The sequence below is a fragment of the Dyella sp. genome (assembly GCF_036384435.1).
In the GTDB taxonomy this organism is placed as follows: domain Bacteria; phylum Pseudomonadota; class Gammaproteobacteria; order Xanthomonadales; family Rhodanobacteraceae; genus GSA-30.
This window is the reverse complement of record NZ_DASVMI010000170.1, coordinates 40,239-55,954: the sequence shown is the minus strand read 5'-3', so window position 1 is coordinate 55,954 and position 15,716 is coordinate 40,239. Positions and strand designations below refer to the sequence as shown.

The window sequence follows — 15,716 nt, the reverse complement described above, 5'->3', positions numbered from 1 at the left end:
TGCGGCGTAGCCGCATCAAGGCCTCATGTGCCTCGCGCGTGGGCGCCAGCGTGGCAACCTGCTCACGCGCGATCACCACCGCCTTGTGCGCGGCATCGAGTTCACCGAAGTCGGCAACCAGGCGCTCGGCCGCGGCGAACGTCTGCGGTTCATCCAGCATGAAGCCGCGCAGGAAATGATTGAGGTCGCCCAGGTTCTTGGCAGACTGGGTCTTGTGCAACAGCTTGAGCGCCATCTCGTTCTGGATGCCCAGCAGCCGGCGAAAGCGCTCGGCATATCCGGAAAACGTATCGAAATGATGGACGTCCTCGCCGAGCCGCGCCTTCAGGCGACGGCGATCAAGATCGAAGCCTTCCATGTCCGTGGCGATGTCGAAAGCACGCTCGGTCACCATGTAGTGCTTCTGCACGTCGGCGGCCGACGAACCGTTGCCGGTGATCCAGAACAGGCGAACCAGCGAGACCGTGGCGCCAAGGTTGTTGCGGTACTCCAACACCAGCGCGGTCCAGGTCGAACCCTTGCGCAGGTACTGCGTGGCGATGGTGCCGGAGTCGCTATCCTGCTGGTCGGCCCAGGCGCCACGCACGTACGAGGCGAGGTTGCGATCGCGCCCGCTGCGCTCGGCTTCGCGCGCCGCTGCATTGAAATCGACAAGATTCGGCGGCACCAGCAACGCGGACATTGCATCGAGCAACGTGGATTTGCCCGAACCAGAACGCCCGACGAACAAAAAACCCTTCTCGGCGATGGGAACCTCGACCAGGCCACTGAAAGTACCCCAGTTGAAGACCTGCAATCGACGCATGCGGAACTGCTCGTCTCGCGGACTGGGCAGGTCGGACATGAACAACGATGGCGCGACGGGTTTGGCCGTCTTGGCAGCCTTGGCGTTCTTCTTCGGTTTGATGTTTTCTTGTCCGGCACTCATCGCCTGCCCTCTTCCGTGCCATCCTCGCCCAGTTCGCGATACACGCGTGTCAACGCCTGCACGTCTTCAGCAGAGAACAGCAGCTTGAGTGCCGGCGACACTTCGTAGCGCTCCTCACCACCCCGCAGCTTCACCAGGATATGATTTTCCTTCATCTTGCCGATCGCCTGCGTGACACGCTTGCCGAAGCCGGCGCGATCGGTGGACACGCTTTTCTCGTAGACAGAGAGCACATCGGTCAACACGGTTTCCTCGACGACGGCACGCAAGCCTTGCGCATCGGCCTCCGCCAGTTGCTGGCGCAAGTGCAGCAGCAACACCGAATCAAGGAAGGTCAGCGGCGAGGTGCGCAGCAGCACCGGCGTATCGAGTTCGCCGGTATCGGCCTGGCGAACGAAGGCCACACCAGCCTCGCGGTCAAGCACCAGTTCCAAGAACAGATCGCAAAGATGCGCGCGCAGCACCGACTCGTGCCGCAGTAATACGGGCCAGAGCTGGCCGTGGCGTCCCGCATCGACACTGGGTCCGGCGAGCAACTGGCACAGCACGCGGCGCGCATCCAGCGGCAAGCGGCCGGTGTCGCCCTCGAACAGGCCGTTGCCCCGGGATTCGACCACCGGCGCCACCTCGATGGCTGCCGGCGGATCCATTTCGTCTTCAGGCAAATTCATGGCGTTTCTCTTTCAGGAACCACACCAGCGGAATGCGCGCATGTCGCTGATGGCCGTCGCCTCCCTGCCAGCTGACCGCCTCGTGCTGGCCGTCATCGGCCACGACACCGTGCCGCGTGGCGAGCGACAGCAGCCCGATCACGCTACCCAGCCCCTGTTCGGCAGGGCGGTGGCTCAGTACCTGGCCAATCGACAATTGCTTGTGATCACTAAGCAGGTCATGGAGATCGCGGCGCAGACCGCGAATGTTTATTTCCGATTGCGCGACCAGTTCGCCGACGCTGTCGAGCGAAATCAACGCGCCATCGCTGCGCGTGATGCGGCCGTCGATCTGGCCGTTGCGCGGATCATGCAAGCGCCATTGCGCCAGCGAGCGCAGGCGACTGGTGGTCAACTGCAAGGTATAGGGTGTGCGTTGCTGTGCATGCACGCTGTCGCGCAACTGTAAGGCTTCGGCCTGGGCTTGCTTGAGCAACTGGTTCAGTCGCCGCTGCTCCAGGTAACCGCGGTTCTGCACGAAACCGCGCAGGCTGCGCGCGAAATGCTGAAGCACGTCGTTGACGTCGCCACCACGGTCGAGCATCGTGCCGGTCAGTCCGCGCAGGAACTGGCGCTCCTGGCGTTGCAGCTTGCGCGCAAAGCCGCGCGAAAGCACCGCTTCGAGTGCGGCATCAAGCTGCGCGCTCTGCTCGACGTCGTTCAATAGCCGCCAGAATGCCTGGAAGCTTCGCCCGGCCTCGCTTTCGCCGATGACATCCACGCCTTCGAACAGGCGCTCCAGCAAGTCACCGCGCTCACCTTCATCGTCAATGATGCGCTCGCGGAACTCCCGGTTCAGCCGTTCGAAATCGTCGCGCACGCGACGAAAATCCTCGGCAAGCTCGTCGGCAAGCTGGATGATTTCGCGCGAACGCTCCAGGGCTCGCTTGCCATCAAGGGCTGCAACCTTGCCCGTGCTGGCGCGAGCGATTTCAGCATCGATGCGGTCCCGTTCGGCATACAGCGAAGACAAGCGCGCGGCCGGGTCGCTTTCGGTCTGCTCGGCCAGTTGCACAAGCTGCTGGATGACCAGCGACAGACGGCTTTCGGTCGCCGCACTGCGAGGCGCCTCCAGGCTGGCTATAAAGCGGATGGCCTGGATGGCTTGTGTGGAGAGCTCGTATTCTTCCTCATGCGCGCCTTCGGGCAGGCGTCGCTCAAGATAGCCCTGTGACAGCCAATGGGCCACATAGGCTTGCGCCGTGCGCGGCAACTCACGTGGCAGCTCCGAAGCGTTGATGGCATCCAGGTGCTGCTGCAAACGCTCGTGCAACACGGAGCCGGGAAGCTTGCGATCGCCCTCCAGCAGTACGGTTTGCAGCAATCCCACCAGTTCGGGGGCGTGATCGGCAGCCAGTAGCCGCCATAGCGGCTGCTCGCGCAGCCTGCGATAACCCGCGACCCGACCTTGCAGCGCAGCCTGCGACATCAGCCTTGCGAAGGCTCGCCGCGCAGACGCACGTCGCCCGGCAGCATGTCCGTACGCTCTTCTTTGACGTCGCGCTGCGATTCGAAGAATCGCTGCACTTGTTGGCACACGGCCATGGTGTTTTCGCGCGCGATCGCCGAAACCAGGAACCAGGGTTCCTTCCATTCCAGGCGTTCGACGATGTCTTGCGTTACCGCCTGACGCTCGTCTTCGACCAGTGCGTCAGCCTTGTTCATCACCAGCCAGCGCGGGCGATCGAGCAGCTCTGGATCGAACTTCGACAGTTCATGCTCGATGGCCTTGACCTGCTCCACCGGATCGGTGCCGTCGATCGGCGCGATATCCACTAAGTGCAGCAACAGGCGAGTGCGCGAGACATGACGCAAGAACTGAATACCCAGGCCCGCGCCGTCGGCCGCGCCTTCGATCAGCCCCGGAATATCGGCGATCACAAAGCTCTGGTCGGTGCCGAGGCTGACCACCCCCAGGTTCGGATGCAGCGTGGTGAAAGGGTAATCGGCCACGCGCGGCGTTGCCGCCGAGACGGCACGAATGAACGTGGACTTGCCTGCATTGGGAAAGCCCAGCAGCCCCACGTCGGCCAGCAGCTTGAGCTCCATCTTCAATTCACGCACCTCGCCGGGCGTACCGGGGGTGGATTTGCGCGGAGCCCGGTTCACCGAGCTCTTGAAATGGATATTACCCAAGCCGCCCTTGCCACCTTGTGCCACCAGCAGGCGCTGGCCGTGCGTGGTGAGGTCGCCGATCATTTCATCGGTATCGACATTGGTCACGACGGTACCGACCGGCACGCGGATCGTGGTGTCCTCGCCACCCTTGCCGTACATGTCGCTACCCATGCCGTTCTGGCCACGCTGCGCCTTGAAGCTGCGCTGGTGGCGAAAGTCGATCAGCGTATTGAGACCCTCGTCGGCCACCAGCCAGACAGAGCCGCCGCTGCCGCCATCGCCGCCATCGGGGCCGCCGAACGGAATGAATTTCTCGCGACGGAAGCTGATGCAGCCGTTGCCGCCGTCACCGGCATGGACTTTGATGATCGCTTCGTCGACGAATTTCATGAATGCACTGCCAAATGGATGGGCGCCATGGGATGCAGCGCCATGTCGCTAGCTTAAAGGGGAGAAGGACCAGTAGCGAGGGCGCATGGCCGCAGCAACGTAAAACGGCGCGCCCTCATTACCCATACCTTGTCCCTGTGGCTGCAAACGAAAAGGCCCCGCCGAAGCGGGGCCTTCGTTTGCAACGAGGCCTGGGGATCAACCCGGGATAACGTTGACGAACTTGCGGTTCTTTTCACCACGGGTCTTGAACTCGACCGTGCCGTCGACCAACGCGAACAGCGTATGGTCACGACCCAGGCCCACGCCGGTACCGGCATGGAACTTGGTGCCACGCTGACGCACGATGATATTGCCGGCTTCGATGGCCTGACCACCGTAGATCTTGACGCCGAGGTACTTCGGGTTCGAATCGCGACCGTTGCGGGACGAACCTACGCCTTTTTTATGTGCCATGACTGATTACTCCAGATTGGCGGATCAGGCGTTGATGCCCGTGATCTCGACTTCGGTGAAATGCTGACGGTGTCCCTGCTGCTTCTTGTAATGCTTACGGCGGCGGAACTTGACGATACGGATCTTGTCCGCGCGGCCGTGCTTGCGCACGGTGGCGCTCACGGTGGCGCCGGCGACGGTCGGGGCACCGACGGTGATCGTCTCACCCGAGCCCACCAGGAGAACCTGGTCGAAGCTGACGGTGGCGCCTTCATCGGCGGTCAGCAGTTCCACGCGCAGGACATCGCCCTGCTGAACGCGATACTGCTTGCCACCGGTCTTGATGACTGCATAGCTCATGGGAATTTCCCTTGTGTCGTTATTCTCTTGGGTTTCGCTTCAAGCCTTCTGGGCCAGGCGAACTGCGGATTCTAGCCCGGCATCCGGGCACTGGTCAAATGTTGACCAGTGCCCGGATGAGACCATCACGGCGCCTCAATGCTTCTTTTTCCTTCGGGTCGACTTGGTTGTCGCCGGCTTGGACGCGGGCGCGGGCGCCGCCGTCGAAGCCGAGGCGGGCACCGATGACGATGAGGCCGGCTGGCTGGCAGCAGCAGTCGAGGCCGCGCCAGGGCACTTGCCGTTGGCCTCGATGGTGCCCTGCTTCTTCAGCGTCGCGACCATCTGCAGGCCTCGCTCCTGGCCCCATTGCCGGTTGTACTGGGCGGCCTCGGCCACGACCAGGGGCATCTCCACCACAACTTTTTGACCCAACGGCGACTTGTAGAACTTCAGCAAGCCGTCGATATCCTCGGCGGTGAAGTGCTTCTGGTAAATGGGCACCATGTGACTGATGAGCTGCTCGGTGCCGCTGGCATCAATGAAGCCCTGCCAGTAACTAGCTGGCACACAAGGCAATTTTTGCTGCATCATGCCAGCCATCTGGCTATTCATCTGGGTCAGCGTCTTGGTGACCCCGATCGCATCAATGAGTTCGCGCACCTTGGCGTCAGCGGCTTGCGCGGCCATGGCCTGTCCCGCAGTGAAGCTCAGGGCAAGTCCGGCGCATCCAGCTAACCATCCACGTGTTTTCATCGCCTTCCCTCGATCTTCTTGAATCCGGCCCCATGTACGAGGCCATACCGGCGGCCCGATCTGGCCGAACCGGTATTTAAGCCGCAACTCGTCGCTGACCGCCACCCGGCCGCAATAACTGACCTGAGTGGTTTGGTATAGTGCAGTTTTTCCTCGACCCCGTCATCCCTCAAGGTGTTATGGATACGATCCGCATACGCGGCGCGCGCACGCACAACCTCAAGAATGTCGACCTGGACCTGCCCCGCGACAAGTTGATCGTGATCACGGGCCTGTCTGGCTCGGGCAAGTCATCCCTGGCCTTCGACACGATCTACGCCGAAGGCCAGCGGCGTTATGTCGAATCCCTTTCGGCCTATGCCCGGCAATTCCTGTCCATGATGGAAAAGCCGGACGTGGATACGATCGAGGGGCTATCCCCGGCCATCTCGATCGAGCAGAAATCCACCTCGCACAATCCTCGCTCGACCGTCGGAACCATCACCGAGGTCTACGACTACCTGCGCCTGCTGTACGCCCGTGTCGGCACGCCGCGCTGTCCGGACCATGGCATTGCGCTGGAAGCCCAGACAGTCAGCCAGATGGTCGACTCGACCCTGGCACTGGATCCAGAAAAGCGCTTCATGCTGCTGGCGCCGGTGATCCGTGAGCGCAAGGGCGAGCATGTGCAGGTATTCGAACAGCTGCGGGCGCAGGGTTTCGTGCGCGCCCGCGTGGACGGGGTGGTGCATGACCTCGATGCTGTGCCTCCTTTGACATTGCGCCAGAAGCACACCATCGAAGCGGTCATTGATCGCTTCCGCCCGCGTGACGATATCAAGCAGCGCCTGGCCGAATCGTTCGAGACCGCGCTTCGCCTGGGTGACGGATTGGCGATCCTGGTGGACATGGACGACGCCAAGGCCTCGGAGCAATTGCTTTCCTCGCGCTACTCCTGCCCGGTCTGCGATTACTCGCTACCGGAGTTGGAGCCGCGCCTGTTCTCGTTCAATTCGCCGGTCGGCGCCTGCCCTTCCTGCGATGGCCTGGGCGTGACGCAGATCTTCGACCCCTCTCGCGTGGTAGGCCATCCGGACCTGTCGCTGGCCGGAGGCGCCGTGCGCGGCTGGGATCGCCGCAACGCACACTACTTCCAGTTGATCATGTCGCTGGCCAACCATTATGGCTTCGACGTCGACACACCCTGGCAGAAGCTGCCCAAGCCGGTGCAGCAAGCGGTGCTGTACGGTAGCGGCAAGGACAAGATCGCCTTCCGTTATCTCACCGAGCGTGGCGGCAAGGTTACGCGCGAACATGCCTTTGAGGGCATCCTGCCGAACCTCGAACGTCGCTACAAGGAAACCGAATCTCCTGCCGTGCGCGAGGAGTTGGCCAAGTACATCAGCGACCATCCGTGTCCGGAATGCGAGGGCCAGCGCCTGAATCGCTCTGCGCGCAACGTGTTCGTCGCCGATCAAGCCATTCCCTCACTCACCTCGCGCTCCATCGACGATGCACTGGCCTTCTTCGAAAAACTGAAGCTGGCCGGCTGGCGCGGCGAGATCGCGGTAAAAATCGTCAAGGAGATTCGTGAGCGACTGACCTTCCTCAACGACGTAGGGCTCAATTACCTCACGCTTGATCGTCAGGCCGATACGCTATCGGGTGGCGAAGCGCAGCGCATTCGGCTGGCCTCGCAGATTGGCGCCGGCCTGGTCGGTGTGATGTACGTGCTCGATGAGCCGTCTATCGGTCTGCACCAGCGCGACAACGAACGCCTGCTCGGTACACTCACCCGCCTGCGCGACCTGGGCAATACGGTCATCGTGGTCGAGCACGACGAGGACGCCATTCGCGCCGCCGACCACGTGCTGGACATCGGCCCCGGTGCCGGTGTGCACGGTGGCGAAGTGGTGGCACAAGGCTCGCTCAAGGATGTCCTGGCCTCTCCGCGCTCGCTCACCGGCCAATACCTGTCAGGCAAGCGCGAGATCAAGGTGCCCACGGAACGCCGCGAACAGGAGGACAAGGACTCCTGGCTGCAGCTGAAGGGCGCCAGCGGCAACAATCTCAAAAATGTGGACCTGGCCATTCCAGCTGGCCTGTTCACCTGCGTGACGGGTGTTTCCGGCTCAGGCAAATCCACCCTGGTCAACGATACCCTGTTCCGCTTAGCCGCGGCCGAACTCAATGGCGCCAGCGCGCAGCCGGCTCCGTATAAATCCATCGAAGGCCTGGACCTGTTCGACAAGGTCGTGGACATCGACCAGTCGCCGATCGGCCGCACGCCACGCTCCAACCCGGCCACGTATACCGGCCTGTTCACGCCCCTGCGTGAATTGTTCGCCCAGGTGCCGGAGGCGCGTTCACGCGGCTACACGGCCGGCCGCTTCAGTTTCAATGTGCGCGGCGGGCGCTGTGAGGCCTGCGAAGGCGATGGCATGATCAAGGTGGAAATGCATTTCCTGCCAGATGTGTACGTGCCTTGCGACGTCTGCCATGGCAAGCGCTACAACCGCGAAACGCTGGAAATCCTCTACAAGGGCCATACCATCTCCGACGTGCTGGGCATGACGGTGGAAGATGCGTTGAAGCTGTTCGAGAACGTGCCGACCATCGCCCGCAAACTCGAAACGTTGCGGGCCGTGGGCCTGGACTACATCAAGCTTGGTCAGAGTGCGACCACGCTTTCGGGTGGTGAAGCACAGCGCGTGAAGCTATCCAAGGAGCTGTCCAAGCGCGATACCGGCCGCACGCTCTACATCCTGGATGAGCCGACCACCGGCCTGCATTTCCACGACATCGAGCAATTGCTGGACGTACTGCATCAATTGGTCGACCAGGGCAACACCGTGGTGGTGATCGAACACAACCTGGACGTGATCAAGACCGCCGACTGGATCGTCGACCTCGGCCCCGAAGGCGGTGCGGGTGGCGGTCGCATCCTGATGTCCGGCACCCCCGAGGACATAGCCCAGACACCGGATTCGCACACTGGCCGATTCCTGGCGCCGCATCTGAAGATCAAACAAACCAAACCTCAGGCCAAGCCCCAGGCACGGAAGAAAAAAGCATGAGTTCCAACGCTACCACGGCCAATATAGCCGCCCCTGTCGTTCCCCTGATCGACGCTCGCATCAGCGTGCGATGGCGTGATCTTGACGCGTTCAATCATGTCAACAATTCCAACTACCTCACCTATCTCGAGGAAGCCCGCCTGCAATGGTTGCAGCAACTGCCGGGGCAATGGATGAGCGACGAAGGTGCACCGGTCATGGCCGCTTCAGAGCTGAACTATCGTCGTCCCATTGCGTGGCCGGCGCAGCTTTCGGTGCAGTTGTTCTGCGAAAAGCTGGGTAATACCTCCATGGTGGTCGGTCACCGCATCGTCGATGCCGACGATGCTGAGCGCGTCTATTGCGATGGTCGTGTAGTGATGGTCTGGATGAATCCCAAGACCGGCAAATCCACGCCGCTGCCCACGGTGGTCCGCGCGACCGGCGGCTAACGCACGAGCCCCCGGCATGGGGTTAAAGCAGGCTGTGGCACGGATGCCGCAGCTTCATACGGAATAGGTAAGATCGACCCGGTTCCCCATGACAAGGAGTTCGCCCGTGCGCCGACTGTCCTTCACCCTGCTCCCCCTGGCCTGCGCCACCGCTTTTGCCGGTCAGGCCAGTGCCGCCCAGCTCAATCACACCGAACTGACCCTTTATCGCAGCGATGACAGCTCGCTGTTCGACGCTGGCAACAGCGGTGCCGTACGTTCCGGTTTCGCCCTCGCGCGCGAGCCGCGCACGCTGGATCTGCAAAGCGGCACGCAAGACATAAGCATCGGGGGCCTGCCGCAATTTCTCGATACGGAAGGCCTGTCGCTCCATGTCGACGGGGCCAAGGTGCTTTCACAACAATTGCGCCTGGACCAGAGCGAAAACGCGATGCTCTCGGGCATGCTCGGCAAACGAGTAACCGTGCGTGGCCAGGGCCAAGTCGTCGAAGATGGCGTGCTGATCGGCACCCAGGGCGACGGCTTGTTGATTCGCAAAGACGACGGCCATGTCGCTTGGGCCCCTGGCTACAACTATGTGGAAACGGTCAACGCCCGTGATTACACCGCGGCCGGGGCAATCCTGAATCTCAAGCTGCAATCGCAACGCAGTGGTCAGGCCGACGCCGTGCTCAGTTACCCGACATCGGGACTGGGTTGGCGCGCTTCCTATATCGGCACATTACAAGGCGAGGGCAGTTGCAAACTCCAGTTCGAGTCGCGCGCCAGCATCGCCAATCGCAGCGGTCGCGACTGGAACGACGTGAAACTCAGCCTGATCGCCGGCGAGCCCAACCTGGAAACCTCGTCCGGGCCACGTCCAGTGATGATGATGGCCAAGGCCGCGCGCGCGCCCATGCCGGTCGCCGATGCCATGCCGGAACAATCGAGCATGGCCGATTATCGCCAGTACAGCCTGCCGGCCACCGTGGACCTACCCAATGGGAGCGTCACGCAATCACCGCTTTATGCAACGCGTACGATCGACTGTGAACGCACGGCATTGTTCGAGAACGGGAGCACCTGGCAAACCGAGCGACCAGCCATCTCCAACAGCTTCGGCGGCGCCACCAGCAATGTCGTGAGTAGTTCCGTGTCATTCAAGGCCTTCGACAACCTGCCCGCCGGATACATCCGCGTATTGACAGGCGATAGCCACGGCGCGCCGCAATATGTGGGCCAGTCCCGTATCGGGGATGTGCCCAAGGGCCAGACTGCGACCATCCGCTTGGGGAATGTCTTCGACATCACGCCGCAGCGCGAACGCACGGCGTTCTCAGTCGACAAGGCCGGCCGTACGATGGACGAGTCATTCAAGATCACCCTCTCCAATGCAAGTAGCAGCGCCCGGGTAGTGACTGTACGCGAGCATCCCAATCGCTGGCGCGAATGGAATGTAAGCGCGTCCTCGATCAAGCCGAGCAAGCAGAATCCCGACGTCCTGGAGTTTGCCGTGAACGTACCGGCCAACGGCAACGCCACACTGGAATACACCGTGCGTTACCACTGGTCGGCAGACGTGCAACCGCAGTGACACCATGCGCCGATCCATGCCTGACTCACGGCGTGGATCGGCTCCGCGACCAGCGTTTCAAACATTCATGTGTTGCGCCGCCTGTTGCATCCGGCGCCATTTTGTCGGCCAATGACGGCCTCTCTCCACGGCAGGTTCCCCATGCTCAACGTCATTCGCCACGAAGCCATCGTCGAACTCAACCTGGCACGTCCACCGGTCAACGCACTGAGCCTGGAACTGCTCGATACCTTGTGCCTCACCTTCGACCAGGCCGTCGCCGATGGGGCTCGCGGCGTGCTGCTTTCCGGGGCGCAGGGCATGTTCAGCGCAGGCGTCGATGTACCATCGCTGATCGGTAGTGATCGCAGTCAGGTACGCACCTACTGGCGTGCGTTTTTCTCCGCCTGCGCTCGGCTGGCAAATTCGCCCATACCAGTGGTCGCGGCCATTACCGGCCACAGCCCGGCTGGTGGCGCCGTGCTGTCTTTGTTCTGCGACTATCGCGTCATGGCCAATGGGCCGTTTCGCATTGGCCTGAACGAAGTACAAGTGGGCCTATCCGTGCCCGAGTGCATCCAGATGGCCCTTCGACGCGTGGTCGGCCCTTACCGTGCCGAGCGACTGTTGATTGCTGGCGCCATGATCGATTCGGAGCAGGCCCTGGGCTGTGGCTTCGTCGACGAGCTGACCGGCGTGGATCAGGTCGTGCCTCGCGCACTGCACTGGTTGAACGAACTGCTGGCCCTGCCCTCGCACGCCATGCTGACCACTCGCGCCATCGCCCGTGCAGATCTTTCTACGGCCTATGCCGATGTCGATGCGTTACCGCTGGATGACTTCATCGACGGTTTCTTCCGTGACGACACGCAGGCCGTGCTGCAAGCGCTGGTGGCACGCTTGAAGAGCAAAGGTTGAACAATTCCCCGCGCGAGGAAAAGTACGCGCGAGAGTGGACCGCGCCGTGGCCTGAGCAACGCAGGCCTTGATCACATGGCTGATGACGGTGTGAGCAACTTCAGTCGCGACGAGGTTGCGGCTTGGAGATCTGGAACCCCAGTCTGCGGCCAAGCCGCAGACTGCTTCGCGACTGAAGTGGCTCCTGCGCGAGGGTTGCATCATGAGATGGACAATTCGTGATCAATGCGTAGCAAGTGCTTGAAGGCAAAACGACAAACAGCGCTTGTCCACAGGTTTACGCATACCGCATCCACAGCGGCTGTGGAAAACCTTCACGCGCCATCGAAGGCCGCGATCGCACGGTGCAGGAGCCACTTCAGTCGCGACAAGGTTGCGGCTTGGAGATCTGGGGCCCCAGTCTGCGGCCAAGCCACAGACTGCTTCGCGACTGAAGTCGCTCCTGCGCGAGGGCTGCGTCATGAGATGGACAATTCGTAATCAATGCGTAGCAAGTGCTTGAAGGCAAAACGACAAATAGCGCTTGTCCACAGGTTTATGCATACCGCATCCACAGCAGTTGTGGAAAACCTTCGTCACTCAGCACCGCGAGCCACGGGACGAGAACGATCACTGATCCAGCCGCTCCATGACGGCGCATATAAGCGCGCCCCATGCAGGCCAGCGTGTTCCATCGCCAACAAGTTATGGCAGGCAGTCACGCCAGACCCACACATGTGCACGACTTCAGCAGGCGCATGACCATCGAGCACTTGCTCGAAGGCAGCGCGCAAGGTGTCTGAGGACTTGAATTGTCCTTGCTCATCGAGGTTTTCGACGTAGGGGCGATTGCGTGCACCGGGAACATGGCCGGCAACGGGATCAAGCGGCTCGATGTCGCCACGAAAACGCGGCATGGCACGTGCGTCGATCAGCAAGCACCCCGGCGCATCGACACGATGCTCCAGCAACAGCTGTGAAGCGTCATAGCGCATCGAAACTTGCGTTGGCAGGCGCAGCGGGGCGGCCGTATCTACAGGCTTGCCCGCAGCAATCCATGCTTGCCAGCCGCCGTTGAGCACCGCTGCTTCGCGTATCCCGACCAGGCGCAGCATCCACCACAGGCGTGATGCGGCCAGTGCGCCACCGGCACCGTCGTATGCGACGACCTGTAATCCTGGGTGCCAGCCCCAGCGTGACAACAAGGCGCTGAAAGCATCTTCCGTCGGCAAAGGGTGACGTCCCAGTCCTTCAGCCATACGCGCCAGGTCGGAGAGGTCATCCTCCAGGCTGGCCAGCACCGCACCTGGGATGTGGCTTTCGTGATAGAGCGCTGCACTCTTGCCGCGATCGGCAAGGTCGGTGCGGCAATCGACGATCAGTACCTGATCTGGCGCAAGCGCAGCCAGCTCGGCGACGGAAATCAGCGTGGTGTGTACAGTCATGCGTGTCCAAGCCTCGTCAGCAGGTTGAGCAGCATTGCCGCGGTGGCTCCCCAGATGCGATAGCCACCATGGACGAATTCGACCATCGCACGGCGATGACCACGAAAATCCATCGTGTAACGCCGCAGGTTGGCCGGATCAAGGAAAAAGGTCAGCGGCACTTCAAAAATCTCGGCCACTTCATCGGGTGCCGCATAGAGCGGCGCTGTCTGTGCCACTCTGGCAACCACCGGCGTGACACGAAAGCCACTGATCGTCTCGAACCCGTCGAGATAGCCGATGGGCGTGACATGGACCGGGTCCAATCCGATTTCCTCTTGCGCCTCACGCAGTGCCGTCGCTACGGCATCGGCATCATCCGGGTCCGTGCTGCCGCCCGGAAAAGCCACCTGCCCGGCATGGGACTGTAACGTGTCAGTGCGTACCGTGAGAATCAAGCGGGGTTCCGGCCCCTCGCGAAAACCAACCAATACCGCAGCGGGCCGACGTTCGCCCGTACCGAGCAGGTCGGCCATTTCGGCATGATTCCAGCCCGGCCCGGCAGGAGGTTGCGAGAGAGGCAGCAATACGCTTTGCAGCTCGGACCAGTCCAGTGCCATCACGATGCCTGCCGTGCAGGCAGGATCTCGCGCATGTAATGCAGGCGCTCAGCCTCGGCCATACCTCGCCAACGCGCAATCTCATCCCCCGTACGCAGGCACCCTTCGCAGTAACCGCGTGCGTCGAGGCGACAAATGCCGATGCATGGACTGGAAAGCGGCGAGGAGGCGGGAACGGAGTCGATGGGCATGAGGCGGCTATTTTAGCCGAGGACGGGGCTTTTGGGGGCCGGCCGCACGCTGCGCAGGCGCTCGCTTCGGCTCGCTGTGGACAATAAAGAGGAAGAGCGCGCCACCCTCCCGCAGGCAGCTTTTCCTCTTTACTCTTTACAGGGGGCTTTGCCGCCGACTTTTCAGCCCGCGCAGCGAGCGGGCTCCTCGTATCACGGCTGATTGATTTCCAGCAGTTCAATCTCGAACACCAATGCCTCGTTTGGACCGATACGTGGCAGTGCGCCGTTCTCGCCGTAGGCGAGACTGGGTGGAATCACGACCTTCCAGCGGTCGCCCACATGCATGCGGGGCAGCACGTATTGCCAGCCGCGAAGTACCTGATCGACTACAAAGCTCACCGGCGCTCCGCGCGCCCAGGTGCTATCAAATTCGGTGCCATCGATCAGCGCACCACGATAATTGACCGTGACACGGCTGTTGACCGAGGGGCTGATGTTGCCATCGCCTTTTTTCAGCACCATGTACTGAATGCCCGAGGGCAATTGCGTCACACCGGCCTGTTTGGCGTTACGCTCAAGGAAATCAGCGCTCTTGCGCGCATTGGTCGCGGCGATGTGCTTGAACTCCGTCACCGCCTGACTGTGCATCTGCTCGTCAAGCGCCTGCAACTGGCGATGCATGTCGAGCATCGGTACGGCAGGAGCTCGCTTGCTGTAGGCATCCAGAATGGCTTTCTGCACCGTGGCGATATCCACATCCGGGTCGCCGCTCGCGAACTGGCTACCGATCTGGTAACCGATCGCATAGGACAGCTTGGCCTTGTCCAGCTTTGCTGGCGCGGCGGCGCGATTCTGCGCATGCGCCAGACCCGCCAGCGGCAGCAAGCCCAGTGCCAACCAACGCCAATATGTCATGCCGTCCTCCGTCGCAACGCGCAAACCTTACCATGCCCGTGCGAATCCGGCCGCTTGACGGGTCGAGCGTAAGAAAGCGCGGCTCGGCAAAGGTTCCCCGCTGCTACCATCTGCGCTTTATCTGCCGGACATCTGCCATGGCCTATCGCAATCTCCAGATCAGCAACCGCGGCGCGGTGCATCGCATCACGGTCAACCGCCCGGATAAGCTCAACGCACTCAATCGCGAAACGCTCAATGAATTGACATTGGCATTCACCCAGGCAGCCCAGGACGATGCCGTCCGAGTAGTGGTATTGGCTGGCGCGGGAGAGAAAGCCTTTGTCGCTGGTGCTGACATTGCCGAGATGAACGGTTACACACCGATCCAGGCGCAGGGCTTCTCCCGAGCGGGCCAACACCTGATGACCACCATCGAACGCCTGGGCAAGCCGGTGATCGCCCGCGTGCAGGGCTTCGCACTCGGCGGCGGCATGGAGCTGGCCATGGCCTGCCATCTGCGCGTGGCCAGCGACAAGGCCCGATTCGGTCAACCGGAGATCAACCTGGGACTGATTCCTGGATTTGGGGGCACCCAGCGCCTATTGCGTCTGGCTGGGCGCGCCGCCGCGTTGGAGCTTTGCCTGCTCGGTACTCCGGTCAACGCCCAGCGCGCCTATGAACTGGGCGTGGTCAATCGCGTGGTGACGCCTGAGACTCTGGATGAAACTGTCGACGGACTGGCCGATCAACTGGCCGGCGCCGCCCCACTGGCCGCCGCCGGCATCCTCGATTGCGTGCTTCATGGCGGTGAGACAGCAATCGACCAGGGCCTGGAATTCGAAACTCAGGCATTCGCACTGGCCTTCTCCACCGACGACATGCATGAAGGCACTACGGCGTTCCTGGAAAAGCGCAAGGCTTCATTTTCAGGACGCTGACATGACAGGGCGGAGCTGGGAGGTTGGGGGCGTGGGCGCACAGGTGAAAACT

The 15,716-nt window shown here is 61.8% G+C and carries 14 protein-coding genes and 1 pseudogene; 5 read left to right on the top strand and 10 right to left on the bottom strand.

Translation table 11 applies throughout. From position 1 onward, the window contains the following. The 7 genes from VF436_RS18070 to VF436_RS18040 form a co-directional block, all read right to left on the bottom strand. Positions 1-844, bottom strand: an 844-nt coding sequence (locus VF436_RS18070; protein ID WP_330905433.1) for an ATP-binding protein, incomplete at its 3' end; no start/stop codon positions are given. An 80-nt stretch (positions 845-924) separates the two neighbouring features. After that, positions 925-1,599, bottom strand: a complete 675-nt coding sequence (locus tag VF436_RS18065) for a DUF4194 domain-containing protein (RefSeq protein ID WP_414649878.1) — start codon at positions 1,597-1,599, stop codon at positions 925-927. Further along, positions 1,586-3,067, bottom strand: coding sequence for a DUF3375 domain-containing protein (locus tag VF436_RS18060; protein ID WP_330905432.1), 1,482 nt, complete (start codon positions 3,065-3,067; stop codon positions 1,586-1,588). The genes VF436_RS18065 and VF436_RS18060 overlap by 14 nt, the downstream gene beginning before the upstream one ends. After that, on the bottom strand, positions 3,067-4,146 hold the full coding sequence (gene cgtA / locus VF436_RS18055; RefSeq protein WP_330905431.1) for an Obg family GTPase CgtA: 1,080 nt from the start codon (positions 4,144-4,146) through the stop codon (positions 3,067-3,069). Before cgtA ends, VF436_RS18060 begins: the two co-directional genes overlap by 1 nt. 198 nt (positions 4,147-4,344) lie before the next feature. After that, positions 4,345-4,602: a 50S ribosomal protein L27 gene (rpmA, locus tag VF436_RS18050; protein WP_330905430.1), complete on the bottom strand. Its 258-nt coding sequence runs from the start codon at positions 4,600-4,602 to the stop codon at positions 4,345-4,347. Positions 4,603-4,626: 24 nt separating this feature from the next. Beyond that, positions 4,627-4,941, bottom strand: a complete 315-nt coding sequence (rplU, locus tag VF436_RS18045; protein ID WP_330905429.1) for a 50S ribosomal protein L21 — start codon at positions 4,939-4,941, stop codon at positions 4,627-4,629. A gap of 135 nt (positions 4,942-5,076) precedes the next feature. Further along, positions 5,077-5,781 carry a DUF2059 domain-containing protein gene (locus VF436_RS18040; RefSeq protein ID WP_330905428.1) on the bottom strand — a complete coding sequence of 235 codons (705 nt, stop codon included), beginning with the start codon at positions 5,779-5,781 and terminating at the stop codon, positions 5,077-5,079. 74 nt (positions 5,782-5,855) lie between these two features. Here VF436_RS18040 and uvrA point away from each other — a divergent pair, with 74 nt between their 5' ends. The 4 genes from uvrA (at position 5,856) to VF436_RS18020 (ending at position 11,633) form a co-directional block, all read left to right on the top strand. After that, positions 5,856-8,732: an excinuclease ABC subunit UvrA gene (gene uvrA, locus VF436_RS18035; protein WP_330905427.1), complete on the top strand. Its 2,877-nt coding sequence runs from the start codon at positions 5,856-5,858 to the stop codon at positions 8,730-8,732. Next, a complete protein-coding gene (locus VF436_RS18030; protein ID WP_330905426.1) occupies positions 8,729-9,163 on the top strand; it encodes a thioesterase family protein in 435 nt (144 codons plus the stop codon). Before uvrA ends, VF436_RS18030 begins: the two co-directional genes overlap by 4 nt. 106 nt (positions 9,164-9,269) lie before the next feature. Beyond that, positions 9,270-10,736, top strand: coding sequence for a DUF4139 domain-containing protein (locus tag VF436_RS18025; protein ID WP_330905425.1), 1,467 nt, complete (start codon positions 9,270-9,272; stop codon positions 10,734-10,736). Between the two features lie 141 nt (positions 10,737-10,877). Further along, on the top strand, positions 10,878-11,633 hold the full coding sequence (locus tag VF436_RS18020; RefSeq protein ID WP_330905424.1) for an enoyl-CoA hydratase/isomerase family protein: 756 nt from the start codon (positions 10,878-10,880) through the stop codon (positions 11,631-11,633). 575 nt (positions 11,634-12,208) lie between these two features. Here VF436_RS18020 and VF436_RS18015 read toward each other — a convergent pair. From VF436_RS18015 to VF436_RS18005, 3 genes and pseudogenes are all read right to left on the bottom strand, one after another. Next, positions 12,209-13,057 (bottom strand): sulfurtransferase, encoded by an 849-nt coding sequence (locus VF436_RS18015; RefSeq protein WP_330905423.1) that lies wholly within the window; start codon positions 13,055-13,057, stop codon positions 12,209-12,211. Beyond that, positions 13,054-13,847, bottom strand: a pseudogene (locus VF436_RS18010) (CoA pyrophosphatase). The gene VF436_RS18015 and the pseudogene VF436_RS18010 overlap by 4 nt, the downstream one beginning before the upstream one ends. A gap of 192 nt (positions 13,848-14,039) precedes the next feature. Next, positions 14,040-14,744: an FKBP-type peptidyl-prolyl cis-trans isomerase gene (locus tag VF436_RS18005; protein WP_330905422.1), complete on the bottom strand. Its 705-nt coding sequence runs from the start codon at positions 14,742-14,744 to the stop codon at positions 14,040-14,042. A 137-nt stretch (positions 14,745-14,881) separates the two neighbouring features. On the opposite strand from VF436_RS18005, the gene VF436_RS18000 reads away from it, so the two are divergent. Further along, a complete protein-coding gene (locus VF436_RS18000; protein ID WP_330905421.1) occupies positions 14,882-15,664 on the top strand; it encodes an enoyl-CoA hydratase/isomerase family protein in 783 nt (260 codons plus the stop codon). Positions 15,665-15,716 lie beyond the last annotated feature (52 nt).